Source organism: Catonella sp., from assembly GCF_057250765.1.
In genome coordinates this window covers 105,734-130,911 of the sequence record NZ_DBHIEC010000002.1, presented here as the reverse complement: position 1 = coordinate 130,911, position 25,178 = coordinate 105,734, and the positions used below count along the sequence as shown (strand labels likewise).

Below are 25,178 nucleotides of genomic sequence, written 5' to 3'. Positions count from 1 at the left end.
GTGCAATTTGGTCGAAATTGCACTTTTTTTGTAAATTATTAGCAACATTGCGCTTTGATTATTAGTTATAATATCCTCATAAATGAAGTTGATTTTTTTAGACAGAATTACCAATGGTATAGTAATGGATATGGACATTGTCTAAAAATTAACTAATATATCTCGGGTAAAACTATGATTTATTTCCCGAATACTTATTTTTAAGAGGAGGAATTGGTATGAAAATGAGAAAAATTATGTCACTTGCACTTGTAATGGCAATGGGAGTCAGCCTATTGTCAGGTTGCGGAGGCTCTGGAGGCAGCGGCGCAAGCTCTGCAAAGACATCAGCTACATCTAAAGCTGCTTCAACCACAGGCTCAGGAACAACTTCGGCAGCTTCAACTGCCGGAAACTATACTGATAACGGAAGCCACGAGCTTACAGTATGGTGCTGGGATCCTGCTTTTAATATCTATGCTATGAAGGAAGCAGAGAAGGTATATCAGAAGATAGACCCACAGTTCAAATTAAATATTGAAGAAGTTCTTTCAGATGATATAGAAACAAAGATTACAACAGCTGCGACTTCAGGAGACCTCAGTACCTTGCCTGATATCTTCCTTATGCAGGATAACTCATTCCAAAAATATACAACCAATTTTAAGGATGTATTCTTAAATCTCAATGATTCAGGTATTAACTACAAGGATTTCGGTGAGGCAAAACAGGCGTATTCAACACTTGATGGGGTACACTACGGAGTACCTTTTGATAACGGAGCAGTAATTGCAGCTTACAGAACAGACATCCTTGAGAAGGCAGGACTTAAGATAGATGACTTCAAAGACATTACCTGGAGCAAGTTTATCGAACTCGGGAAGCAGGTTAAACAGAAGACCAATACACCTCTACTTTGTGCTTCTGCCGGATCAAATGACCTTGCTATGATGATACTTCAGTCCGCAGGTGCTTCATTGTTCAATGATGATGGATCACTTAATATAGTTGATAATGCAGTTCTTAGAAAGGCACTTGAGATATATAAGGAGCTTTACAAGGAAGGAATCCTTGTTGAGGTTACAGACTGGGATCAGTATATAGCAGCACTTCAGAGCGGAAGCTCAGCTGCTGTTATCAACGGCTGCTGGATTATTGGCTCCATTACAGCTGCTAAAGATCTTTCAGGCAAGTGGGCAATAACCGATATGCCAAAGCTTGATGATGTAGAGGGTGCAACCAACTATTCCAATAATGGTGGCTCATCTTGGGCGGTTACAACTAAGTCAGAGAACCAGAAGCTTGCTATCGATTTCTTAAAGGCAACATTTGCAGGAAGTGTAGAGTTCTACGAGACTATTCTTCCTTCATCAGGAGCTCTTGCTACATATCTTCCTGCAGGAAAGAGCGAAGTATACAGCAAGCCACAGGAGTTCTTCGGTGGAGAGCCAATTTACTCACTTATTACCGAATTTGCAGGCAAGATTCCAAGCAACAAAACAGGTGCTTACTACTACGATGCCAGAAACGCTGTAGGTGTGGCTATCAGCAACGTACTTCAGAAGGGTGCCAATATTGAAGATGAATTAAAGTCAGCTCAGGAAACAGTAGAATTTAATATGGGTGGCTGATAAAAGCTTAGCTTTTTAGCATAAGTTAGAACGGGCTGTCACAATAAAGAGAGAATAAGTGCTTATCTTTAATGCGGCAGTCCTTTTTTGTAAGAAAGGAGATCATTATGGAGGGTAAGAAAGGAATGAGCCTCGCCAAAAGACATCTAATGATTGGCTGGGGCTTTGTTATTCCTGCTACTCTGCTTATCGTTATCTTTAGCTTTTTCCCTATGTTTCAGGCTATATTGCTTTCGCTAAAAAAAGGCGTTGGTACTAATATGACTTGGAACGGGATAGCTAACTATACCAGAATATTAAAGGATAAGCAGTTTATCCAGGCGATATTTAATACATTATTTTATCTTGTTATTCAGGTGCCTATTATGCTTGGTATAGCGCTGGCACTTGCATCTATTCTTAATAACAAGCATCTTAGGTTTAAGGGACTGTTTAGAACCATGATATTCCTGCCTTGTGCAACTTCCCTTGTATCATACTCAATGATATTTAGATCCATGTTTGCAAATGACGGTTTCATAAACAACGTACTTGTTAACTTCGGCTTCAACAGGATAGGCTGGTTTCAGAATGACTGGATGGCAAGGGCAGTAATCATAATTGCACTTATATGGAGGTGGACAGGGTATAATATGGTATTCTATCTTGCAGGCTTGCAGAATATAGAATACTCGGTGTATGAGGCAGCTAAGATTGACGGGGCATCACCGTTTCAGTCTTTTAGAAAGATAACTGTTCCACTGCTACGACCTACAATCCTTCTTACTGCAATTATGTCAATTAATGGAACTCTTCAGTTATTTGACGAGTCAGTAAATCTTACAAACGGTGGACCGGGTATAGCGACAATAACAATGTCACACTATATTTACAATACATCTTTTGTAATGAGCCCTAATTTCCCTTATGCAGCGGCACTTTCAGTTGTTATTCTTATAATGGTGGGTACACTTTCAGTGATCCAGATGAAGGTAGGTGATAAGCGTGACTAAGAGACAGAAGATTTTTGTTTATACATTTCTTACAATAGTTTCACTCCTTTCAATCTTTCCGATTTATTGGATGGCTTGTGCGGCTACCAATACAAGTGTTGAGATAATGAGAGGAAAACTAATCCCCGGAGGATACCTGATTGAAAACTTCAAGTCTTTAATAAGCAATCAGAACTTAGGCAGAGCCTTCTTTAACTCAGTAAGAAACTCTGTTATACTTACACTGCTGTCTATGGTTATCTGCTCGATTGCAGGTTATGGATTTGAAGTATACCATCAGAAGTCAAAGGACGTTCTTTTCACTGTGCTTCTTACAGCAATGATGCTTCCGTTTGTAGCAACTATGATTCCTTTGTTTACCATGTTCTCAAAAGTTGGGCTGGTAAACACATGGCCTGCCTTTGTGCTTCCGGGACTCGCTACACCGTTTCTTATAATGATGTTTAGGCAGGCAGCAAGAAGCTTTCCAAAAGAAATCATTGAAGCAGCAAGAATGGATGGCTTATCTGAAGTAGGCATATTCTTTACAATGTTCGTCCCTACAATGCGTTCTACCTACGGCGCTGCCATAACCGTAACTTTTATGAATACCTGGAACAGCTACTTATGGCCAAAGGTAATCTTTCAGAAAAATGAAGCAACAACCATGCCTATGCTTGTGGCAAACCTATTGGGAGGCTATACAGTTGACTATGGTATGCTTATGTTAGGTGTACTTATTGCAACCATTCCTACAGCTGTAGTATTCTTTATACTACAGAAACAGTTTGCAGAAGGTATTACAGGCGCTATAAAGTAATTATCAAATATAGAAATGAGGTATAAAGGTGTTTGATTTCAACAAAATTAAGGATGTATCCTTTTTCAAGGAGAATGCTCTCCCTGCTAAGGCGGCCTTCATTCCATACGGGAGTGAAGCAGAGTTAAAAGAGAGAAAGTCAAGTCTTAGAGTGTCGCTAGATGGGCTTTGGAAGTTCGCCTACGCAAAGAATCTAAGTCTTGCAGTAAAGGACTTTTACAAAAAAGACTATTGTGTAAAGAGCTGGGACAGCATAAGCGTACCTTCCAATATGCAGATGGAGGGCTATGATATCCCTCAGTATGCCAATGTGCAGTATCCTTGGGACGGAGTACAGGATGTGGCACATGACGATGTACCCAGCGACTTCAACCCTGTGGGAATGTATGTAAAAACCATAAACATTTCTGAAAATGCTAAAGATAAGGACATCATCATAACCTTTGAAGGAGTGGAAAGTGCCTTTGCCCTCTGGGTAAACGGAGAATATGTGGGCTATGCCGCAGACAGCTTTACTGCCACAAGCTTTGATTTGACTAAGTTTGTAAGTGTAGGAATAAATAAAATTGCAGTAATGGTATTCAAGTGGAGTATTAGCAGCTGGTGTGAAGACCAGGACTTCTTTAGATTCTCGGGTATATACAGAAGTGTATATATAGATGTGCTGCCAAGAACAAGGATTGTCGATTACACTGTGAAAGCTGTGCCTGATGACAGCTTTAAGAGAGCAGAACTTAAGGTGGAAGGCCTACTCCTTGGCAAAGGAAAGTTATCTACAAGGCTTTCATATAAGGGCGAAACCATATTAACTGATGAGAGAGATATAAGCGAGAGCTTAAACCTTTCTTTTTCTGTAAATGAGCCAAGGCTTTGGAGCGCTGAGAAGCCTGAACTTTACGACCTTACATTTAAGGTATATGATGAAGGCGGCAAACTCGTAGAAGTAATTAACGAGAGAGTAGGCTTTAGAAGAATAGAAATAAAAGATAAGATTATGCTCATAAATGGGAAGAGAATAGTGTTTAACGGTACCAACAGACACGATTTCAGCTCTGTTTACGGAAGGGCAATTACAAAAGAAGAGATAGAAAAAGATGTTATTACCATGAAGCGTAATAACATAAATGCAATTAGGACAAGTCACTATCCAAATACCGAATATCTCTATGAGCTTTGCGATGAATACGGTCTTTATGTAATTGCAGAGAACAACCTTGAGACACATGGAACCTGGGATGCAAGGGGAGCGCATGGCGAGGATTACTCACTTCCTAAGGATCATATGGAGTGGGAGCCTATGATGCTTGACAGGGCGGCTTCTACATATAACAGAGATAAGAACAGAGCGAGTGTCATAATATGGTCGCTAGGTAATGAATCATTTGGCGGCAAGGTCATCTACAATATGTCAGAGCTTTTCAGAAAGCTTGATGATACAAGGCTTGTGCATTATGAAGGAGTATTCCACGATAGAAGCTATGATGGAAGCACAGATATAGAGAGCCGTATGTATCCGCCTGTGACGGAAATCAGAGAGTTCTTGAAGGAATTTCCTGATAAGCCTTTCATCCTCTGCGAATACACCCATGCTATGGGTAATTCAAACGGTGCCATGCACAAATACATTGAGTACACAGAGGAAGAGCCAAGGGCACAGGGAGGCTTCATTTGGGACTATATAGACCAGTCTATATATAAAAAAGACAGATACGGTACAGAATTCCAGGCCTATGGCGGAGACTTTGGCGACAGGCCAAATGACGGCAATTTTAGCGGCAATGGTATAGCTATAGGACCTGACAGGGCAGAATCTCCTAAGATGCAGGAGGTTAAGTTTAACTATCAGGGCATCAAGCTCTTTGTAAGCGAAGGTAAGGTAAAGATTAGAAATAAGTATCTTTTTACTAATACTTCTGAATTTAATGTATATGAGATTCTTTACAAAGACGGAAAAGAGTATGCTAAGGAGATGATGACTACAGATGTAGAACCATTATCCGAAAAAGAGTATGATCTTCCTATTGAAGTGCCTGAAACTGAGGGTGAATTCGTAGCAGAAGTATCTGTAAGACTTAAACATTGCACCAAATACGCAAAGTGCGGGCACGAGGTCGCCTTTGGTCAGGCAGTAGTTAAAAAGGCTGATACCAGGCACTTTATGGATATTTCTCAGGGAAATGAGAAATACGATTATATGTATGCTTCCTCAATGGAAAATGCGGAAGTTAAACCTGCATCAGGCAGGCTCCAGTATGTATTTGGAGACTACAATGTAGGAGTTAAGGGAGAGCATTTTGCAGTATTATTCTCCAAAATGTACGGTGGGCTCACAAGCTACAAGCTAAGAGGGGTAGAGCTGCTTAAGAGCCAGCCTCGTCCTAACTTCTGGAGGGCTCCTGTGGACAATGACAGAGGTGCACAGATGCCGGCAGAAAAGGGAAAATGGAAGCTTGCGGGGGATTACGCTAGGTGTGTAGATGTAAAGGTAAATGACAACAGTGCTAAATCAGGCTGTGATAGATATGTGGAGGTGGTTTACACCTATGCTCTTGGAATGGATGGACTTGGAGAGGCGGTTGTAAGCTACAAGGTATTTGAAGATGGATTTATAAAGACTACTCTTAGCTATGAGACTAAGGGAGAGAACTTTGACATGCCTGAGTTTGGTATGATGTTTAAGACCGACGCAGACTTTGACAACCTTACCTGGTACGGAGCAGGATATTCAGAGACCTATGAGGATAGAAGAAGTGGTGCAAAGCTTGGATTATTTAACAATAAGGTTGAAGACAATATGGCACCTTATCTTGTACCTCAGGAATGTGGTCACAAGGTAAATGTCAGATATGCCAAGGTTACAGACAGAAAGGGCAGAGGGCTATTGTTTGTTAGTGAGAAACAGATGGATCCTACCAAGGGAGAGAGCAGGGCTGCTGAGAATTCAGTAGTTACAGACAGATATATGGGATTTTCTGCACTTCCTTATACTCCTAACCAGCTTGAAGAGGCAACGCATCCAAATGAACTTCCTAAGCCACAGTTTACAGTGATAAGGGCAGACCTTATGCAAATGGGTATAGGGGGAGATGACAGCTGGGGAGCAAGACCTCATAAGGAGTATCACATTCAAAACGATCAGAAGTTAGAGTTTAGCTTCTGGTTTAAGGGAATTTGATGACATAAGTCTCAAAATTATAACACTCGATTGGGGTTTGCTTGAGAAAGAAATTATTATCATTTGATGCTTGCATCATTTAATACTGTTTCGCCTGTATTGATACTTGCTATATTTGTGCCTTAAGCCGACTTAGGCAGGTATTAATGCAGGTTATATAAGAGGTGTTAATCATAATCATTAATTATTAATGTGATTTTAACCTTAGTTTAGTATTATTATATTTGACTTTTTGTGATTTTTATGTTAACATTATATCGTATTCTTGAAGTTTAAAGAAAGTCGAACTCAGTTCTCTAAACTTGTTCGTTAGCTCGCAGCACTACTAGAAAGGTATCTGCTTCAAAGCTCTTTAACTGGAAGATTACGCAACTAATATTTTTTTATTTACGGGAGGATACCTAAATGAACACAGGTGTAGTTAAGTGGTTCAACTCAGAGAAGGGCTACGGATTTATTACTAATGACAACGGCGGAGATGATGTATTCGTACATTTTTCAGCTATCAACGTAGAGGGTTTCAAGACTCTTAACGAAGGACAGAGAGTTACATTTGAGACAGAGACCGATCCTAAGAATTCAAGCAAGCTTAGAGCAGTAAATGTTTCTATAGCTGAGTAATTTATAGCTGGTTCTGGGCCGTAGTCTTAGGTGACTACGGCTTCTTTTTATAAAAATCCGGGGTTGTACCGGTTTCGACGGGAATCTTGAAGTTGGAGAAGCAAGCCGCAGGAATGCGTTAAATCCAAAATTAAACACAAACGCTGAAGATAATTTAGCATACGCTGCCTAATGGCAGCTGTCTTACCTGTTATACCTGCATAATAGGCTAAGGCATCGAATCAGCAGGAAACGACATAGCAAGGGACTCGGTGTTATGGGCGTATTAGAGTCTACTAAAGCCTGAATTGTGCTGGTTCAAGTCAGGTGGAGGGAATGTCAAATAATTAGCTAAGCTTGTAGAAGTACAATGAATGGGTTTTCGGACAGGGGTTCGACTCCCCTCAGCTCCATTTTTGAGAAACCAGAAAATGCAGTGTTTTCAAGGGTTTCAGGGAATTTGGAAAAGTTGGAACAGGTCGTTTTAGACCGAAAAAGACCAGTTTGAACCATACTAATTGGGGTATAATTGGGGTATGAAAAACGAACAATGTAAGAGTGTATTGTGTAACTAAAGAAGCAAGAAAAAGCCTGTCAAGCCCTTTACCGAAGGCACTCGGAGAGTGGGGCTTTACAAGCTGTATTTTTTCAGTAATATAATTAAAAGAGGGATATTTCAATTCATAGAATTGGGATATCCCTTAATAATGTATGGTACTTTTATTTGCAGTAAATTTTTAACATAGAATAAAAATCTTCAAACCATTCTTTTTTTTCGATTTCAATAAGTGGTAGATGAAACAAGAAACTCCACTCTTCCTCAGAAAGGTCAAAGAAAAGAATATTTGTTAAATTTTCCAAAGAAGAGCCTGATAGATGTGTTCTATTCACTAATTCTTTTATGTCATTCGAAGTGACATCAGTTTTAATATTTTTAAACTCTGTTTTTAAATGGACTTTATTCATAAATATTTGTATAAAGCTATCCGAAACCTCTTTTTTCATACTGGCTAATGAATCTATAATAAAGCATATTTTATCAAAGTTATTATTTTGCTTGAAGTTTGATACAAAGGCATAGTATCTGTTTAAATCTTTACCATTATTTTGAAGACTTGCAAGGATATCATTAGTTGTCATAGATAATTCATTATCCACAAACATAGTTTCAGAGTATTCGTTTTCTAAAGCTATTTCAGATACTATTTTAGGTAGCAATTTTTCATATTCTACAATTACCTTTTCTTTAGATTTTGCTAAGTCGTCTAATAAATCTTTCCATTTTTTTTCTAAGCTATTTAAACTCGTTTTATCGATTGGTAGATTGAAAAAAAGAGAGGAAATCTTTTTAAGAAAATCCTTATCGATATTGTTTTTATTATAATTATTATAGTATGTAATAAAAGGTCTTATTGCTTTTATAGTATTTCTACAATCTGTTAAAAGAGATTTAATTTTATCATAACTACTGTCTATGTATGTCATAAAAGTAATAAGATAAAATATTTCATCACTAAAAGGTATATTGCATTTAATATTTTCTAGTAGATAGTCATAGATTTTAATGAAATATTTTGTATTTATTTCTTTATGCGATAAATTTGAGGTGTCGATTTCCTTTATTAAGTTATTGATTTTGTTTGTAAAGTCTTCTGTTAAGATATTGAAATTGGTTTTTTTAGGGATGAATAAAGCCAATATTTGAGATAGATTGCTTAAGACTACTTTATCGGATACTTTTTTACTGAGATTATCCTTACGGGTAAGTCTTGATACTTTGTCATCTAATTTATCTTTTTGAAATTTATCATCAATATCATCATTGGTTAAGGATAGGTCAACAATAGAACCCAAAAGTCTAAATCCGTTCTCGAAAGAACAAATTATTCTTTTATCATCAAGGACATCAAATTTTTTTGGTAAATTTTCAAGAGAAGATTTTAAATTATCAAATTTTTTATAAAATCGCATTTTTTTATCTTGAGTTGGGAAATTTATATTAAATGACTGTTGCAAATTGATGGGATGTGCTTTTAATTCCTTTCTAAGAGATGTTAGGCATTCTAAACTTTCTTTATATTTTCTTTCCCAATTTTTATACACATTATTATCATCTAATAAAGTAGAACAAAAAGTTTCCTGCGACAATATAATGCTTTTTATTTCTCTAATACTGATTTTGGGAAAATTAGTTAAAAAAGTGTTTTCCCAAATATTATTTCTTTCAATGTTATGTTCTGAATTTCGTGCCATTTGTTTTTCTCCTTCGAATTAATTTTAAGTTTTATTACAAATATAGGCGAAACTAAATCAAATTAGTTCGAATTGTAAAAAAAATATATATATTTTACAATCGACTATAGAAACAAAATGATAGGACTCGTCGACAACCTAATAATATCATGTTTCTAAAAATAATACAAAAAACTGTGCAGTGTAAAAAATAGGTAGAAAGGATAATTACAATGAAAAGATTTATTGATTTTCTAGAAAAAAATATAGATTCTACTCTAAGTGATGGGGAAGGCTACTGGCTACAAGTATATTCAGATGGCAAGAATGGAAACATCACAAGAGGTAGAAATGTATTGGTAAGATTTCAGCTAAGAGAGAAAAATATATGCTTTTATTTTTCAAAATATGATAGACCTAATGAGTTTGATTATGAGGGATATTATCTACCATTAGAAAGCAATGTGGATGGAATAAAAAACTTGAACCACAAAGACGCTGAAACATTATATGAAGTTATCAAGAGATTTATTGCTGATAACAATTAAAGTTTATTAACAATGGTAAGTTAATGGATTAAGTAAAAATTTCATTAACTTACCACCATTAAAAATAAGGAGTTTAATGATGAGTATCATAACAAGTGTAGTTTTAACAGCAGAGCAAATTAGCGGTAATGAAAATGGAGAGTGTGTACTTCTTAGCGTATCTCCATTAGAAGAATATGTTGATGGTAAGCCTAGTGGAAAAGTAGTAGGTCAAAAGTATCATATAGTATGCCCTAATAATAAATATGAGAAATTTATTGTAAAGATAAAGGGTAAGCCAACAATTACTAATGACCAGATACAGCAGGCAGGTGGGCAAGTTAGGGTTATCTTTGATAATCTAACTGGAAAATTTTACAGAACTAATAGCGGTGAATATGCCCTTAGTTGTAATGCGGATAGTGCGGAGGTGATAAAATAATGTGGTTCTTAGAATGGTTGCTTAGTATTATTACTTTTCCAATAACTTGGTTTTGGAACTCTTATAAGCGATTAAAAGAAACCAAAGATATAAAAAGGCTAATTATATTTTTTGTACTATCCCTAAGTGGCTTTGCTATACTGGCAGGTGCTTTACTATGGCTTATATTATGGTTAATTACTTTCCATATAGAAGTGATAGTGATAATTAGTGTTGTATGTTGGCTGTTTGCTTATGTAAAAGCAAAAATGGACAAACCATCAGAAGAAGAACCAACCATATCACAAGAACTGTTGGAATTAGAAGAACAGGCTGTTAAGGCTTATCCGACTATGAGGAACATAATGTATCAGACTTTAAAAAGCTGTGCTGAAAATATAGGTGGTATAGTGCCTAGAGTTTTGGCAGATATAGAAGTTTTAGAAAGTCATTATGTTATTTCTCAAAATATTTGTTTTTACCAGTTTAGGTTGGAAAAAACTGATATAAGAGTAAGATATCAGCAAGAAGAAATTACTGAATTTATGAGTATTCTTCAAGCTGAAATAAATAGAAAAATTCAAAATAAAGACTTTCCGACATTAGCTATGGAGAAGTTCATAGACTCATACGGTAATATATATGACGCTGTATATATTGATGTAATTGAAGACATGGACAGAAACTTCCTAATACAATCTGTCTTTTATAGCCCTAGATATGCTGAATATCTAAGACAAAAGAAGATGGTACAGCAAGAAAGTAAGGCAGTATCTAATATTCCTGACGCTAAATGGAAGTCTAAGTAATGTTGTGGGGGTATTACAAGGGGAGTGAGAGGAGCAATCCTCTCCCCCTAGACTTAAAAATCAGTAGTTATTGCCATGCTCTTATAACTGGTGCTAGCAACTCTGGGAAAAGTTATGCACTATTATATTTGTTAGGGTGCTTGCTTCAAGATAATTCTAAGATAGTTGTTTACTTTTGCGACTTCAAGAACTCTAAAGATTTTGAATTTTTGAATGGCTATGAACACTATTATAAGGGAAATGAATGTTATGATGGTGTGATGGAATATTATAATAGCTTTTGTAATGCAAGAGAGCAGAGAGATGAAAGCAGAAGGCATATTTTGATTTTTGATGAATATCCAGCTTGTATCAATTACTTTACAACTAAGGATAAACAGGAAAAGACAAAGAAAGCAACTGATATTATAAGTGTGGTATCGGAAGTTCTAATGCTTGGTCGTGGCATATCTTATGGTGTATGGATTGTTACCCAAAGAGCAGACGCAAGTTTGTTTGCTAATGGGGCTAGGGATAACTTTATGATAATAGTCGGGCTTGGAAGAATGAGTAAGGAACAAAAAGGAATGGTTTTTGCTGGGGAAGAAGTACCACAAAAGATTTATCATCAAGGAGAAGGCTGTATATTGGCTGATGGTTACCCTTTGATGGGAATTTACTATCCTCGGATTACTAATGTAGTAGATTGGAAGAAGCATATAAAAGAAATCTTGAAATAATATGCTTGAATTACAATCTCCCCTGCCTGCTCTCCGCAAGGAGAGCAAGGGCAGGGGAATTAAAAGTGAGTTGCCAGTATTACCAACTCACTAAGGTAACTGTAAAAATACTATACAAAGCCTTTAATAATAAGGAATATTTGTTACACAATATATTGTAACAAAGAAAGGAACTGTAAAAAGTGGGAAGATTTTCTAAAGATTATAAAGCTAGGGCTTGGATAGGAACTTTCCATATTGCTAATATGGAGAAAGGGGGATTAAAAGAAGAAGATTATAAAGAACCTAGTAAACTGGCTGATTTCATAACAACCAAATGGGAACAAAGCGGAAAAGGCAGAGTATGCGGTGTATCTGTATGTATTAGTGAAAGTGGCTGTTACCACGCACACATGGCACTATACGGAAATTTGAGTACACTCGGTAATGTTAGTAAGATAATGTGTGACGCTCATATTGAGCCACAAATGGGTGGAAAGAAAGAATTAAAAGGCTATCTGTTAAAAGAACCGCCTTATAATGAAAAAGGTGAAAAAGTCTTATATACAATAGGAATTGAACATATACAAGACAATAAAAGAAAAAGAAGTGATTTAGATGATATAGCAGATTTAATAGATAAAGGCTATACACCTAATGAAATAATGGAAAACTTTAAATATCGCAGATATGAAAAAATGATAAAATCAGCATATATTGATAAAAGAATAAAAGACACACCTATAATAAAAGACATGCACAATGAATGGCATGTAGGACAGAGCGGAAGTGGCAAGACTTTTTATTATACTAAATTATGTGAAAAATATTCTAAGGAACAAATATATATGGCTACGGATTTTGAAAATGGGGGCTTTGACTTTTATATAGAGCAGGGAGCACCACCAATCATTTTTATGGACGAGTTTAAGGGAAATATGAGATTTAGTCAACTGCTAACTATACTTGATAAGTATAGTAGAACTCAAATTCATTGCAGATATACAAACACTTATTGTTTGTGGAACTCCTGTATAATAACTTCTATATTTCCGCCAGATGAAGTTTATTCTATGATGGTTGATGATGATAAGAAAAGCAGGGATAAAATAGAACAGCTATTAAGGAGATTAGATTTAATAGTATTTCATTATATTGAAGATGGTGAGTATAAGACCTATTCTATACCAGCAAGTGAATATATAAACTATGAGGATTTAAAAAGAAGGGCGTTAGCAGACAAAGAAGCGTTTATTAAGGTATCTGATAGTGACATATTACCATTTCAATAGCTGATAAAATATAAGAGAAGAAGGGAGATAGAGGCATATAGAAGAAAAGGTAATAAGCCAATCCGATTTATACAATATTCTGCCTTTTGGCAAGACAAAGATAAAACAGCTTATAAAGTCTGGTGAGCTTCCGCTAGTTAAGGTGGGAAAAGATTATATAACAACCTATCCTCTGCTTGAAAAGTGGATAGAAGAACATATCGGAGAGGAAATATATTTCTAAATGTAGTAATGTAAGGGTTTATGTGATACAATTATCTAATAGTTACATAAATCCTACATTGTTCTTTATTTAGGAGGATAAATTGAACAGTGTAACAAGTATAATTAGTAGTATGACTATTAGACAGAGAAAGAATGGACTTTATGAGGGTAGGATTTCTAATGATGGTATTAGAAAGAGTTTTTACGGATATACCAAAGCTGAAATAAAAAGTAAAGCTAAATCTTACTTGATGAAAGTTGAAAACGGTTTTTCTGAACCTAAAAAAATTCTGCTAAGTGACTACATTGAATATTGGCTAAAAACTTATAAACTGAATAAGATAGAACCACCATCATATTATAGGCTCTATTCTGTATATGAACATCAGATAAAAGATACAATAGGGCTAAAAATGATGGGAGATATTAAAGCAAGAGACATACAAAACTTTATAGACGAGATGGCTAATCCATCAAATGGTAAAATAAAACCTCTTGCTATATCTGGTTTAAAGAAGATTATTCAGTTATTAAATCCTTGTTTTAAAACTGCAATCCAAGAGGGTATATTATTCTTAAACCCTTGTGATGGTGTTACTTTACCAAAAGAAAGTTGTATTAAAACACCTACAAAAAAACAAATTTCTTTATCAGATGACGAAATTGAAAAATTTAAGACAGTCGCACTAGATAAATATAAGTCAACTTCTGAATATTGCAGTAGAGATTTTTTGGTACTTCTCCTTATAGTAAATTTGGGTTTAAGAGTTGGAGAGATGTTGGCTCTTAGTTGGAGTGATATAGACTTTGAAAACCATATAGTTTATATAAATAAAACTCTTCAATCGGATATTAGAAATTTTGAAGCAAAAGAGGGAGAGAAGAAACTATATAGCAGAATAAAAAATTCAACTAAGACAAATGCAGGAATGAGGGTTATTAGTTTAAATGATTCAGTAATGTCATACTTAGAAGAATTAAGGGAATATGATAAGCGAAATAATATTGTTTCTGATTATGTTGCTTGTACTACGGCAGGAACATTGAACAGAGCAAGAAACTTACAGAGAAGTTTAGAAAGATTATTAAAAAAAGCTAACATTGATAAAAAAGTATCATTGCATACATTAAGGCATACCTTTGGCTCATATCTCCTTAGAAAAGGTGTAGGAATTGAAGTTATAAGTAAACTGATGGGACATGCAAGGATAACAGTCACATATAACAAATATATTCACACTATCAAGGAAGAAGAAGCCAAAGCAATGAATATGATAAGGATATGTTAAGCTGGGGTATAGGTGGGGTATTTAGAGAATTTTAAGCTAAAGAATGTGATAAAATCAAGGTTTCTAAGGCTAAAAGTTATTGTCGACTCCCCTCAGCTCCACTATTAAGAAACCTAAGAAATGCAGTAATTTCAAGGGTTTCAGGGAATTTGAAAAAGTTGAAATAGGTCGTTTTAGACCGAAAAAGACCAGTTTGAAACATATAAAGTGTGGTAAAAGTGTGGTAAAAAAATCAGCAATGTAAAGTTGTTTGTTGGACTAAAGAAGCAAGAGAAAGCCTGTCAAGCCCTTTGCCGAAGGTACTCGGAGAGTGGGCTTTACAGGCTGTTTTAATTTGATGAAAAATCAAATTTGTCTTTTCCGGTATTGTTCGAGGTAGAAATTCGGTCGAATAATGTAGATATATCACACTTATTCGGTCAAAAAATGCAAAGAGATATAGATATTTCGGTCGAATTTTGTTATAATATTATACACTATTAAAATTGCTTTATACTTAAGAGGTCTGTGATCGATGTCATAAATAATTGGGATTTATTATATTTTGATACCAGAATCTACATAGAAACAAAGGAGTTGCCAGTATGGAAAGAAAAGCATACCAAAATTTATTGAAATGGAAAAATAAAACTAATAGAAAACCATTGCTTGTTTCTGGTGTAAGACAGTGTGGAAAGACTTATCTGATAAAGGAATTTGGACGATTGGAATTCGCAGATGTAGCATATTTTAACTTTGATGGCGAAGAAGGATTGCAGTCAGTATTTGACTATAATTTTGACACTGACAGAATCATTGATGAACTTGGAAGTGTGGTTCGTGGTAAAAAGATAACAGTAGATGAAACTCTTGTTATATTTGATGAAATACAGGCTTGTCCACGCGCTATACAATCCCTGAAATATTTTTGTGAGAATATTCCTAAACTCCATATTATTGCGGCTGGCTCTTTACTGGGAGTGGCTCTAAAGGAAAAAGGGATTTCTTTTCCGGTAGGCAAAGTAAATCGCCTTGAAATGTTTCCAATGAGTTTTGAAGAGTTTGTTATAGCTGATGGTGGAAAGAAATATATTGATGGACTTAACAAACTTAACCTAGAAAGAGAGATACCTGAATTATATACTATACCGCTTGAAAAGTATTATAAAAATTATCTCGTTATAGGTGGTATGCCTGAAGTGGTACAGTCTTGGATTGATACTCATGATTATAAAGAAGCAGAAGAAGTTCAGGATATAATATTAAAAGACTATGCGGATGATTTTGGAAAATATACAACACCTGATACAGCTATAAAAATTAAAATGATTTGGGATTCAATACCTGTTCAGATTGCAAGAGATAATAGTAAATTTATTTTTTCTCATGTTAAGCAGGGAGCCAGGGCAAAAGAACTTGAAGATGCTTTGAGCTGGATTGTTAATTCCGGAATTGCACTTAAACTTGATTTAGTATCTACACCTGAAATTCCCTTATCAGGAATGGCAGACTCAACTTATTTTAAGGTATATTTGTCTGACGTTGGCTTGCTTAGAAGGAAAGCAAATATCAATTATAGAACAATTCTTGTGGGAAATGATGCATTTATTCATTTTAAAGGAGCTTTGGCTGAAAACTACATTTTTATCCAGTTAAAATGTATGGGGATTACGCCATATTTTTGGAGAACAAAAGCTGATGCAGAGATAGATTTTATTACGGATTATGGTGGTGAGTTGATTCCAATAGAGGTTAAATCAGCGGATAATACACGAGCAAAAAGTCTTCATTTATTTTGTGGTAGATATAAGCCCAAAATTGCATTTAAATCTTCGCTTAAAAATGTTGGAGATAATATGGAAGGTGACAGTCATATCTGGTCATTGCCTTTGTATGCATTTTTTAGGTTTAAGGATTATATGAAAAGAGAATTTGCTTGGTAAATATTATAACAAAATTACCATAAACTACAAGAATAATATAAAGACTTATAATATAAGTGTTATTTGAAAAAGTAAATTCCACATTAGTGTGGATTTTACTAATTCCATACACCACATCTTTCTTTAAGCCTTGAAAGTGACTGGAAAGAGGTGAATAAATACATTCATTCTGTTAAAGAAGAAGCTAAAGTAATGAACTTATTGAGTATCAGTTAGTGTGGTCAAAATGTGGTCAAATGCAAATAAAACTTCTGAGATACGCTAAAATAGAGAGCTTGAGAGGATAAATTGTTGTATCGACTCCCCTCAGCTCCATTATGGGAAATCTAAAAAGCCTGTAAATCCTTTCTGTTTATTTTAGAAGAGGGGTTTACAGGCTTTTTATTATCTGGTAAAAATCATCATTTTTCTTCAATAAGTTCATGCTCTGAAATATTCTTTCCTGCTTTAATATCAGCTATTCGCCTTTCGAGCTTAGCTATATGTTCATCAGTGTAGAATGCATCCTCAGAAACATCCACCTTAGAATGATCTTGTTCCATATTTATCACACTCCATTTTACGCATCCGACCTTGAAAAGCTGTTCTTCATCTGGCAGCTGGCACTGAAAACTACCTTGTTAAGTGCTTTTGTGGTCTCTTCTTCAAGCATCTTAACTATTTCTTCATTTGCCTTCTCGCAGAATGAAATTTCGGCCATTTTCTTATCCTTTTTAACTCCCTTTATGTATGAGGCAAATTCCTTATCAGACTTACAGATTATCTCGTGATTCTTAGACATAACAGCTGTCTGATAGTGGTCGATATTTGGCAGACAGCGGTTAAAATGAGCATCTGCAATTACACCAAGGAGTCTGCTTGCCCAGTAGAAATTATGGCTGTCTACATTTCCTGTTGTATTTGCAAGGTACTTAGGAGTCTTAGTTATATTGGCATACAGTCCCACAAAGGAGTTGAATACATTACTTCCAAAAGCTATCCATTTAACCGCCTTCAGTGCGTCAGGCATATAAGGGCGAATCTGCACAAGTGCAAGCACATCTGTACGACTGATGCCTATAGGACGGTAGAGCTCCTTAGCTCCGTTTGTATAAGGATCATAAGGTGTATGCTGATAGTGGTTTGAGAGAACCCATTTGATGTCCTCAACTGTTATCTTCTTCTCAGGAACTCTGCACCAAGGAAGGTTGTCTGAAAGTGGGGTATAGTCAGCATCATCACCTGTCCACTTACTTGTGGTAGGATTGAAGTACTTCTGTGCCACCCAGGCACGAGGAGTATTGTATATATGGTCAAGATCAGAATGAGTACCAAAGGTATCCCTAGGGTTAAAGACCTTACAAAGGGCAAGGTCTAAGTGGTTCTCTGCAATAAATTCTCTCAAATCCGCTGAGCAGAGATGGTCCTTCTTCTTGCCGAAAGCATCTTCAAAGTCAAAGCTGTCAAGACCAAGCTGATTTGGAGCCACTACATAGCAGTCATCAGGGACACGCCTTGCCATCCAGTGATGGCCTCCTATACTTTCAAGCCACCAGATTTCATCTTCATCCTGAAAAGCTATGGCATTCATCTCGTAGGTTCCGTATTTTTCAAGGAGACCTCCAAGCCTTATTACACCATCTCTGGCACTTTTGATGTATGGAAGAACTATGGTTACTATATCTTCTTCACCTATGCCGCCGATTTTCTCCGGGGAATAATTTGTACTGCCTTTTCTGCCTTTAGCAGGGGAGTAGACAACAAGGGGGTCTGCGCCGAGCACCCTTTCATTAGAGGCTATTGTCTCAGTTGCTGTCATTGATACATTTAGTTCATTTACCCCACAGGCAGCCCAAATACCTTCACCGTCTACAGCATTTGGAAGAGAGGTATAGCGAAGCGGACTCTCCGGAAGTTCGATTTCAACATGTGAAATCACAGAGCGGTATACCTTTGGTTGTTTGTCAGGGGTGACAACAGTGAACTTTTTAGGCATAAAGCTGCCTGAGCCTGAATCATCATTTCTTGCTACCAAAGTAGAACCGTCATAACTGGCTTTTTTGCCAACTAAAATTGTAGTACAGGACATAATATTCTCCTTTCCTTAATAAAAAACAGATTTAGTATAAGTTTACTTTACATTTTTAAGAACACATAAATAAGGTCGCAACAACCTACACAATTATAACATTGCGTACTAATAAAGTCGAGGAAATTGCCGTACTAAATGATAGCTATTTTCAATATTTAAAAATATTGTGAACATAGTTGATTTGTGAGTCAAATAATGAGATAATAAGAGCTGTGCCCTATGTGAGTACTTGCTTTTATAGAAATTAGATTTTCGAAAATAATAATAAAACCTTTCTGTACACAGGATGGATACGGCTTGTTAAATAGGGACTACTTTTAGTATAGTTAAAGGGGAATAAGATGGACATTAACCACGAGTTGTATAAGGTATTTTACCACGTAGCAAAGACACTTAGTTTCTCCGAAGCATCTAAGGAACTTTTCATATCGCAGTCAGCGGTGAGTCAGTCTATAAAGGTGCTTGAGAAGAGATTGGGGCAGAAACTCTTTGTTAGGAGTACTAAGCGGGTGAGGCTTACTAAGGAAGGAGAGATTCTCTTCAACCACGTAGAGCCGGCTATAAACCTGATTAGTCTAGGTGAAACAAGGATACTTGAGTCAAAATCGCTAAATGGAGGGCAGTTAAGTATAGGTGCAAGCGATACTATCTGTAGATACTTCCTTAAGCCTATGCTTAAAGAATTTCACGGTAGATATCCGAATGTGCACATCAAAGTAGTCAATGGAACTTCTTTAAAATGTGTGGAATACCTAAAAAATGGGCAGGTAGACATCATTGTAGTAAATACCCCAAATAGTGCACTGGGGCAGATTGGAAAGACCCTGCCTGTTAAGGAATTTAGAGATATATTTGTGGCAAATAGGAAGTCATTTCCTAAGCTTATCAACAAAGTATCTGAGCTTTCAGATATACAGAAGTATCCTATGATGATGCTTGATAAGGCTTCTACCACAAGTGAATTCCTGCACAAGCTGTTTTTGGAACATCATTTGGAGCTTATTCCTGAGATTGAGCTTGCAAGCAACGACCTTCTCATTGACCTTGCGAGGATAGGGCTTGGCATAGCCTGCGTTCCTGATTACTGCATAGATGAAGAAAAAGAAGAGGAACTCTTTGTGGTGAAGATGAAGGAGGCCTTGCCTGAAAGAGGTATAGCTGCTTGCTACAATGACATGGGACAAACTGCTGAACCGGTATTTCAGTTTTTAAATATTTTAAAGAGCGAATAGATTAAAAAGGAGATGTATGAGCTATAGCAGATTTGAGATAGAAGAAAAACAACGAAAATATGGTTCTGTTTCAAGAAAACTAGGTTCTAAGGTTCTCATTTGGATAGTGAGAATACTTATGGTAGCCGTAGTAGCACTTGCTGTGACAGGCGGCTATCTTATGTACGGAAGTGTGAAGGGGATAATTGACAAAGCTCCTGAGATTAATTCCGTAAATGTAATGCCTACAGGATTTCAGACTTATTTTTACAACGTAAAAGGAAAGAAGATAAGGACTATTGTAGGTGCGGGGGCGAACCGTATTTATAAGAAATTAAAAGACATACCAAAGACTGTTCAGGAGGCCTTCATTGCAATAGAGGATGAGCGTTTTTATGAGCATGGTGGTATAGATGTAAGAGGTGCATTTAGAGCGGGATTTGTAGCACTTTTGTCAGGAGGCTCTAAAAAGCAGGGAGCAAGTACTCTTACTCAGCAGCTTCTTAAGAACCAGGTCTTTGCAGGCGGTGAAGAAGAGACTATTATGGCTGCAATTGAAAGAAAGATACAGGAACAGTATCTTGCGATTCAGCTTGAACACATCTACAGCAAGGATCAGATTCTTGAGTATTATCTTAATACAATAAACCTGGGACAAAATACCCTCGGAGTGCAGACTGCCGCACTTAGATATTTCAATAAGAGCGTAAGCAAGCTGACACTTTCGGAAGCCAGCGTAATTGCGGCTATCACCAAGAATCCTACGGGGAATAACCCCATTACACACCCTGAGGAGAATGCTGCAAGGCGTAAGTCTGTACTTAACAATATGAAAAGACTTGGCTTTATCACTGAAAAACAGCTTAAAGAAGCTGAAAGTGATGATGTATATGCAAGGATTAAGGCTGTAAATAAAGAAATCAAGGTAGATACAACCGTAAACTCCTACTATGTGGACGCTACCATAGGCCAGGTGGTGGAAGACCTTGTTAACGAAAAAGGATATACAGTTACACAGGCCTATAACCTTCTTTATTCCGGAGGCCTTAAGATATATACCTATCAGGATCCGGATATTCAAAAAATCTGCAGCACAGAGACTGCAAATGAGAAGTATTTTGCGGGAATGCCTAGTAAATGGAAGCTTTCCTATGCACTATCTGTTCAGAATAAAAACGGTAAGACTTACAATTATTCTGAGGGACATATACAGCAGATGTTTAAGCTCGATAGCATGATGTTCAATAAAAAAGGCGGTGCGGACCAGTACATTAAGCGGTTTAAGAAGGCAAAGCTAAAAGGCGGTGGAGAGGTAATAGGCGAGAGAACCGAGTACACCGTTGAGCCACAGATATCAGCTACAGTAATGAACCAAAAGAGCGGTGCGGTATCAGCTATTGTTGGCGGAAGGGGAGCCAAGACAGGAAACCTTACACTCAACAGGGCTACGGATTCAACCAGACAGCCGGGTTCATTATTCAAGGTGCTTTCCACCTACCTTCCTGCCCTTGATACTGCAGGTTATACCCTTGCAAGCGTACAGGATGATGGAGAGTATTTCTACCCTAATTCCAACAAAGAGGTGCGTAACTGGTGGGGCAACAGCCATGAGGGATTAAGCACATATAGACGCGGTATCTACCGATCTATGAACGTAGTTACAGTAAAGGCTCTTGAGGCAATTGGACTTACTACAGCCCTGGCCTATCTGAAAGCACTTGGAATATCAACACTTTCAGAGGATGATAATGGCTTTGCGGTGGCGCTTGGAGGACTGTCAAAGGGTGCTACAAATCTTGAGATAACCGGTGCTTATGCCGCCATAGCCAATAACGGCATATATATAAAACCAAGTTTCTATAGCAAGGTGCTTGACCATGATGGCAATGTCATTCTTGAGCATAAAAAGGTTTCAAGACAGGTAATGAAGGATTCGACAGCATTTTTACTTACTGATGCTATGCACGATACACTTACACGTACAGATGCAACAGCTTATAGGGCAAAGCTAGCCAATGCAGCTATGGGTCAGGCGGCAAAGACAGGAAGTTCAAGCTGGGACAATGACCTTTGGATATCAGGCTTCACACCATATTATACCTGTACTGTTTGGCTTGGATATGATGAACAGACTTCACAGATAGGCTATGAGCTTAGGCATCATCCTATCTGGAAGGCTATAATGGACGGCATCAATGTAAAGAAGAAATTGAAGACAAAGCAGTTTAAGAAGCCTGCTTCGATTACAACTGCGACTATATGTACAAAGAGCGGGAAGCTCGCTGTGCCTGGGCTTTGCGACCATGCAGCAGGAGGGTCTACTGTAAAGACAGAATACTTTGCTGTTGGTACGGTACCAAAGGAAAGCTGCGATGTACACGTTAAACTAAATATATGTAAGGAGTCGGGACAGGCAGCAGGGCCTTATTGCCCTGAAGTAGTAAGTAAGGTATTCCTTATTAAAAATGAGGAAATCACACAGACAGATGCCTATGGAAAGACAGTTAAGAGGCACTATAATACAGCCGATACACCTTACATTTTAACTAAACAGGTTCAGACACCTTGCAGCACACACCTTACACCGGCAGTTCCGACAGATTCGGCTATTGGTGCGGACGGCGAAGATGATGGCGCTTCAAATGACGGCAATGAAGGTTAATATAAAAGAGGTGAAAAGTGTCATACAAGACAGTAAAAAAAGATGCTTTTGCGGAAACTGAAATAAAAAAGTCAAAATTTCTTGCACATATAGCAGAGGTAAAGTCTGAGGAAGAGGCGGAAGCCCTCATTAAGCAGACAAAGAAGAAATACTATGATGCCACACACAGCTGCTCTGCTTATGTGCTTAACTCAGATAGGGGAATTAGACATTCCAGTGATGACGGTGAGCCTTCCGGAACAGCAGGTAAACCTATACTGGATGTGATTTTGGGAGCAGGACTTTTAGATGTAATAGTTATTGTTACAAGATATTTCGGAGGAACTGAGCTTGGTACGGGAGGGCTTGTCAGAGCCTATTCAGGAGCAACAGCAGAGGTTCTTAAAAATGCTGAAATAGTCGAGGTAACAACTGCAAAGTTATTTGAGTTCGTTATAGACTACGGATTGTTACCAAAGCTTCAACATCTTTGTATGGAGCTAGGTATTATCATATATGAAACCGAGTACCTTGAAAAGGTAAATATATCTCTTCTGATTACAGAGGATGTCTTAGGGAAATTCTTTAAGGAGATTACCGAAGCAACTGCGGGTGGAATTACTCAGGATGTGGCGGTAAGAGAAGAGGCAGTTAATTTTTACCTTGAATCCGGAAAGGTTATTATAGACAAATAATTTATACTTAGGGGGTAGTTATGAAAGATGTAACATTGGTGGTGATGGCAGCAGGAATGGGCAGCAGATATGGCGGTATCAAGCAGCTTGATGCCTTTGGTCCTGAAGGCGAAGTGATTATGGACTATAGCGTGTTCGATGCTATAAAGGCCGGATTTAACAAGGTTGTCATCATTATAAGAAAAGACATTAAGGATGATTTTATGGAAATCATTGGCAACAGACTTGAAGAAAAGGCAGGAGTCCCTGTTCACTATGTATATCAGGAGATGGACAATCTTCCAGAGGGCTTTAAGGTGCCTGAGGGACGAACCAAGCCTTGGGGTACAGGTCAGGCGCTCCTAGCTGCAAAGGAATATGTACACGAGCCATTCCTTGCTATAAATGCGGATGACTTTTACGGAAGAGAGCCTTACAAGATTATGCATGATTTCCTTGCAAATGTGGATGAAAGTGATGGAAAGGCTCACTTTGGTATGGCAGGCTACCTGCTTAAGAATACTTTAAGCGACAACGGCTCAGTATCCAGAGGTATCTGTAGCGTGGATAATAGCGGATATCTGGTATCTATTGAGGAGCATCTTGATGTAGAGAAGAAGGGAGAGGGGGCTGTAGGGTTTACAGCAAGCGGTGAAAAGCACGAGTTAAGCCTTGAGGATGTAACTTCTATGAATATGATGGGACTTACTCCTAAGGTATTTGAAGCCCTTGAAAAAGGCTTTGTAGACTTCCTTGGCGGTATCTCTTCCAATCCGCTTAAGGCTGAGTTCTTCCATATCAAGGTAATCAGCGACATGATTCGTGCAGGCAAGGCAGACATGAAGGTGTTTAACACAGATGCAAAATGGTTTGGTGTAACCTATCAGGAGGACAAGCCTACAGTAAAGGCTGCTATTGAGAAGCTTACAAAAGACGGAGTATATTCTGAAAAGCTTTGGAATTAAAAGTAGAAATTGTCATACAAAATTATGAAAGGACCGGTTCATTAGCAGGTCCTTTCTTTCTGTCTATACGCACTTGGCGACATTCCGCAGTCCTTCTTAAAGCACTGGGTAAAGTAGCTTTGAGAAGAAAAGCCCGCTGATTGTGATATCTGATCTATGCTGTAATCACTGTTTTTAAGCAACTCCTTTGCAACCCTTATACGAATCTTGCAGAGATAGTTGATAGGAGAAGAGCCAAAATACCTGTTAAAAGAGTGGATTAGATAATATTTGTTCAGGTTTGAGAGCTTTGCAAGGTCATCTATGGTAATTTTAGAGGAATAGTTGGAATCGAGGTATTTTTTAAGCTTAAAGCATTCCTTGCTTGAGCTGACGGTAGGCTCTGTATCTACATTTGTTTTAGTAGTTCTAAGAATTTCTATAAGTATAATCTCCAGTATATTCTGACAGATATGGTCTGAGTAAGGCTTATTATTTTCCTGCTCATTAAGCATGGAATCCATGTACTTGATAATGTCAGGATTCTTAAGTATGCAGTTAAACATAAAGTGATTTGCCTCATTATCAAGATTTAGGCTGTAGTTATCAACTGCAACAGCTATGTATTCAAGAGGATTTTCCTCTCCCGACTTCTCAGTATGTGAGGTATTTGGGTTCACAAGGATGAAGTCTCCCTTTTTAAGGGGATATACATCATTTTCAACATAAAACTGTCCTACACCTCCTGTTACAAGGAAAAGCTCAGTAAAAGGGTGGGTGTGCATGAAGCTTGGCCAGTCATTCTCGTACTTTGTGTACGTTATATATATTAGGTTACTTTTTGATGTATCTGCCGGCTTTCCTGCTATCTGATAATTTGAAAATCCCATAATAATCCTTTCCGTATTCACTTTCCGCATGTCAATATGAATAAGCTTGTATCTTTATAAAATGAGCTGATTACCAATATTAGACAAGACGAGAGAAGAGTGAAGTTTTAATAATACTATATCATGATATATTTTAATAAATTTAGAGATATAAAGCAATATATCTAAAAAAAATAG

The 25,178-nt window shown here is 37.2% G+C and carries 20 protein-coding genes and 1 other RNA gene; 17 read left to right on the top strand and 4 right to left on the bottom strand.

The annotated features are described in order from the left end of the window. Positions 1 to 218 precede the first annotated feature (218 nt). The 6 genes from ACO6HM_RS01715 (at position 219) to ssrA (ending at position 7,592) form a co-directional block, all read left to right on the top strand. On the top strand, positions 219 to 1,610 hold the full coding sequence (locus tag ACO6HM_RS01715; protein WP_485389470.1) for an ABC transporter substrate-binding protein: 1,392 nt from the start codon (positions 219 to 221) through the stop codon (positions 1,608 to 1,610). Positions 1,611 to 1,717: 107 nt separating this feature from the next. Next, the gene (locus ACO6HM_RS01710; RefSeq protein WP_485389469.1) at positions 1,718 to 2,602 is read left to right on the top strand and encodes a carbohydrate ABC transporter permease; all 885 of its coding nucleotides are present in this window, start codon (positions 1,718 to 1,720) and stop codon (positions 2,600 to 2,602) included. Further along, on the top strand, positions 2,595 to 3,401 hold the full coding sequence (locus ACO6HM_RS01705) for a carbohydrate ABC transporter permease (RefSeq protein ID WP_485389468.1): 807 nt from the start codon (positions 2,595 to 2,597) through the stop codon (positions 3,399 to 3,401). The genes ACO6HM_RS01710 and ACO6HM_RS01705 overlap by 8 nt, the downstream gene beginning before the upstream one ends. Positions 3,402 to 3,423: 22 nt before the next feature. Beyond that, positions 3,424 to 6,576 carry a beta-galactosidase, LacZ type gene (lacZ, locus tag ACO6HM_RS01700; RefSeq protein WP_485389525.1) on the top strand — a complete coding sequence of 1,051 codons (3,153 nt, stop codon included), beginning with the start codon at positions 3,424 to 3,426 and terminating at the stop codon, positions 6,574 to 6,576. A gap of 405 nt (positions 6,577 to 6,981) precedes the next feature. Next, positions 6,982 to 7,197: a cold-shock protein gene (locus ACO6HM_RS01695; RefSeq protein ID WP_208427894.1), complete on the top strand. Its 216-nt coding sequence runs from the start codon at positions 6,982 to 6,984 to the stop codon at positions 7,195 to 7,197. A 59-nt stretch (positions 7,198 to 7,256) separates the two neighbouring features. Next, positions 7,257 to 7,592, top strand: a transfer-messenger RNA (tmRNA) gene (ssrA, locus tag ACO6HM_RS01690). Between the two features lie 304 nt (positions 7,593 to 7,896). Here the strand turns inward: ssrA and ACO6HM_RS01685 are convergent. Then, on the bottom strand, positions 7,897 to 9,429 hold the full coding sequence (locus ACO6HM_RS01685; protein ID WP_485389467.1) for a hypothetical protein: 1,533 nt from the start codon (positions 9,427 to 9,429) through the stop codon (positions 7,897 to 7,899). Between the two features lie 212 nt (positions 9,430 to 9,641). On the opposite strand from ACO6HM_RS01685, the gene ACO6HM_RS01680 reads away from it, so the two are divergent. The 7 genes from ACO6HM_RS01680 (at position 9,642) to ACO6HM_RS01650 (ending at position 16,570) form a co-directional block, all read left to right on the top strand. Then, positions 9,642 to 9,956 (top strand): hypothetical protein, encoded by a 315-nt coding sequence (locus ACO6HM_RS01680; RefSeq protein ID WP_485389466.1) that lies wholly within the window; start codon positions 9,642 to 9,644, stop codon positions 9,954 to 9,956. Between the two features lie 76 nt (positions 9,957 to 10,032). Further along, positions 10,033 to 10,377 (top strand): hypothetical protein, encoded by a 345-nt coding sequence (locus ACO6HM_RS01675; RefSeq protein WP_485389465.1) that lies wholly within the window; start codon positions 10,033 to 10,035, stop codon positions 10,375 to 10,377. Beyond that, the gene (locus ACO6HM_RS01670) at positions 10,377 to 11,165 is read left to right on the top strand and encodes a hypothetical protein (RefSeq protein ID WP_485389464.1); all 789 of its coding nucleotides are present in this window, start codon (positions 10,377 to 10,379) and stop codon (positions 11,163 to 11,165) included. Before ACO6HM_RS01675 ends, ACO6HM_RS01670 begins: the two co-directional genes overlap by 1 nt. Continuing rightward, a complete protein-coding gene (locus ACO6HM_RS01665; RefSeq protein WP_485389463.1) occupies positions 11,165 to 11,884 on the top strand; it encodes a hypothetical protein in 720 nt (239 codons plus the stop codon). The genes ACO6HM_RS01670 and ACO6HM_RS01665 overlap by 1 nt, the downstream gene beginning before the upstream one ends. Positions 11,885 to 12,066: 182 nt before the next feature. Continuing rightward, entirely contained in the window at positions 12,067 to 13,155 is a 1,089-nt protein-coding gene (locus ACO6HM_RS01660) for a hypothetical protein (RefSeq protein ID WP_485389462.1), read from the top strand. Positions 13,156 to 13,460: 305 nt separating this feature from the next. Then, positions 13,461 to 14,648, top strand: a complete 1,188-nt coding sequence (locus ACO6HM_RS01655; RefSeq protein WP_485389461.1) for a tyrosine-type recombinase/integrase — start codon at positions 13,461 to 13,463, stop codon at positions 14,646 to 14,648. 584 nt (positions 14,649 to 15,232) lie between these two features. Continuing rightward, positions 15,233 to 16,570, top strand: a complete 1,338-nt coding sequence (locus tag ACO6HM_RS01650; RefSeq protein ID WP_485389460.1) for an ATP-binding protein — start codon at positions 15,233 to 15,235, stop codon at positions 16,568 to 16,570. A 401-nt stretch (positions 16,571 to 16,971) separates the two neighbouring features. On the opposite strand, the gene ACO6HM_RS01645 is transcribed toward ACO6HM_RS01650, so the two are convergent. Together ACO6HM_RS01645 and ACO6HM_RS01640 are read right to left on the bottom strand one after the other, a co-directional pair. After that, positions 16,972 to 17,112: an antitoxin gene (locus ACO6HM_RS01645; RefSeq protein WP_485389459.1), complete on the bottom strand. Its 141-nt coding sequence runs from the start codon at positions 17,110 to 17,112 to the stop codon at positions 16,972 to 16,974. 17 nt (positions 17,113 to 17,129) lie between these two features. Beyond that, positions 17,130 to 18,638: a C69 family dipeptidase gene (locus tag ACO6HM_RS01640; RefSeq protein ID WP_485389458.1), complete on the bottom strand. Its 1,509-nt coding sequence runs from the start codon at positions 18,636 to 18,638 to the stop codon at positions 17,130 to 17,132. Between the two features lie 344 nt (positions 18,639 to 18,982). On the opposite strand from ACO6HM_RS01640, the gene ACO6HM_RS01635 reads away from it, so the two are divergent. From ACO6HM_RS01635 to ACO6HM_RS01620, 4 genes are read left to right on the top strand one after another with little or no spacing between them, the layout of a single operon-like run. Next, positions 18,983 to 19,873 (top strand): LysR family transcriptional regulator, encoded by an 891-nt coding sequence (locus ACO6HM_RS01635; protein ID WP_485389457.1) that lies wholly within the window; start codon positions 18,983 to 18,985, stop codon positions 19,871 to 19,873. 16 nt (positions 19,874 to 19,889) lie between these two features. Then, complete coding sequence (locus tag ACO6HM_RS01630) at positions 19,890 to 22,514, top strand: transglycosylase domain-containing protein (protein ID WP_485389456.1); 2,625 nt, start codon at positions 19,890 to 19,892, stop codon at positions 22,512 to 22,514. 17 nt (positions 22,515 to 22,531) lie between these two features. Next, positions 22,532 to 23,188, top strand: coding sequence for a YigZ family protein (locus tag ACO6HM_RS01625; protein ID WP_485389455.1), 657 nt, complete (start codon positions 22,532 to 22,534; stop codon positions 23,186 to 23,188). Positions 23,189 to 23,208: 20 nt separating this feature from the next. Then, a complete protein-coding gene (locus ACO6HM_RS01620) occupies positions 23,209 to 24,132 on the top strand; it encodes a nucleotidyltransferase family protein (RefSeq protein WP_485389454.1) in 924 nt (307 codons plus the stop codon). Positions 24,133 to 24,173: 41 nt separating this feature from the next. Here ACO6HM_RS01620 and ACO6HM_RS01615 read toward each other — a convergent pair whose 3' ends face one another. Next, complete coding sequence (locus ACO6HM_RS01615; protein ID WP_485389453.1) at positions 24,174 to 25,001, bottom strand: AraC family transcriptional regulator; 828 nt, start codon at positions 24,999 to 25,001, stop codon at positions 24,174 to 24,176. Positions 25,002 to 25,178: the final 177 nt, after the last annotated feature.

What these genes read in the sequence shown, in the direction of transcription:
- ACO6HM_RS01715 (WP_485389470.1), top strand. Translation starts at nt 219, where the DNA reads ATGAAAATGAGAAAAATTATGTCACTTGCACTTGTAATGGCAATGGGA.
- ACO6HM_RS01710 (WP_485389469.1), top strand. Translation starts at nt 1,718, where the DNA reads ATGGAGGGTAAGAAAGGAATGAGCCTCGCCAAAAGACATCTAATGATT.
- ACO6HM_RS01695 (WP_208427894.1), top strand. Translation starts at nt 6,982, where the DNA reads ATGAACACAGGTGTAGTTAAGTGGTTCAACTCAGAGAAGGGCTACGGA.
- ACO6HM_RS01685 (WP_485389467.1), bottom strand. Translation starts at nt 9,429, where the DNA reads ATGGCACGAAATTCAGAACATAACATTGAAAGAAATAATATTTGGGAA.
- ACO6HM_RS01680 (WP_485389466.1), top strand. Translation starts at nt 9,642, where the DNA reads ATGAAAAGATTTATTGATTTTCTAGAAAAAAATATAGATTCTACTCTA.
- ACO6HM_RS01675 (WP_485389465.1), top strand. Translation starts at nt 10,033, where the DNA reads ATGATGAGTATCATAACAAGTGTAGTTTTAACAGCAGAGCAAATTAGC.
- ACO6HM_RS01670 (WP_485389464.1), top strand. Translation starts at nt 10,377, where the DNA reads ATGTGGTTCTTAGAATGGTTGCTTAGTATTATTACTTTTCCAATAACT.
- ACO6HM_RS01665 (WP_485389463.1), top strand. Translation starts at nt 11,165, where the DNA reads ATGTTGTGGGGGTATTACAAGGGGAGTGAGAGGAGCAATCCTCTCCCC.
- ACO6HM_RS01650 (WP_485389460.1), top strand. Translation starts at nt 15,233, where the DNA reads ATGGAAAGAAAAGCATACCAAAATTTATTGAAATGGAAAAATAAAACT.
- ACO6HM_RS01645 (WP_485389459.1), bottom strand. Translation starts at nt 17,112, where the DNA reads ATGGAACAAGATCATTCTAAGGTGGATGTTTCTGAGGATGCATTCTAC.
- ACO6HM_RS01640 (WP_485389458.1), bottom strand. Translation starts at nt 18,638, where the DNA reads ATGTCCTGTACTACAATTTTAGTTGGCAAAAAAGCCAGTTATGACGGT.
- ACO6HM_RS01635 (WP_485389457.1), top strand. Translation starts at nt 18,983, where the DNA reads ATGGACATTAACCACGAGTTGTATAAGGTATTTTACCACGTAGCAAAG.
- ACO6HM_RS01630 (WP_485389456.1), top strand. Translation starts at nt 19,890, where the DNA reads ATGAGCTATAGCAGATTTGAGATAGAAGAAAAACAACGAAAATATGGT.
- ACO6HM_RS01620 (WP_485389454.1), top strand. Translation starts at nt 23,209, where the DNA reads ATGAAAGATGTAACATTGGTGGTGATGGCAGCAGGAATGGGCAGCAGA.
- ACO6HM_RS01615 (WP_485389453.1), bottom strand. Translation starts at nt 25,001, where the DNA reads ATGGGATTTTCAAATTATCAGATAGCAGGAAAGCCGGCAGATACATCA.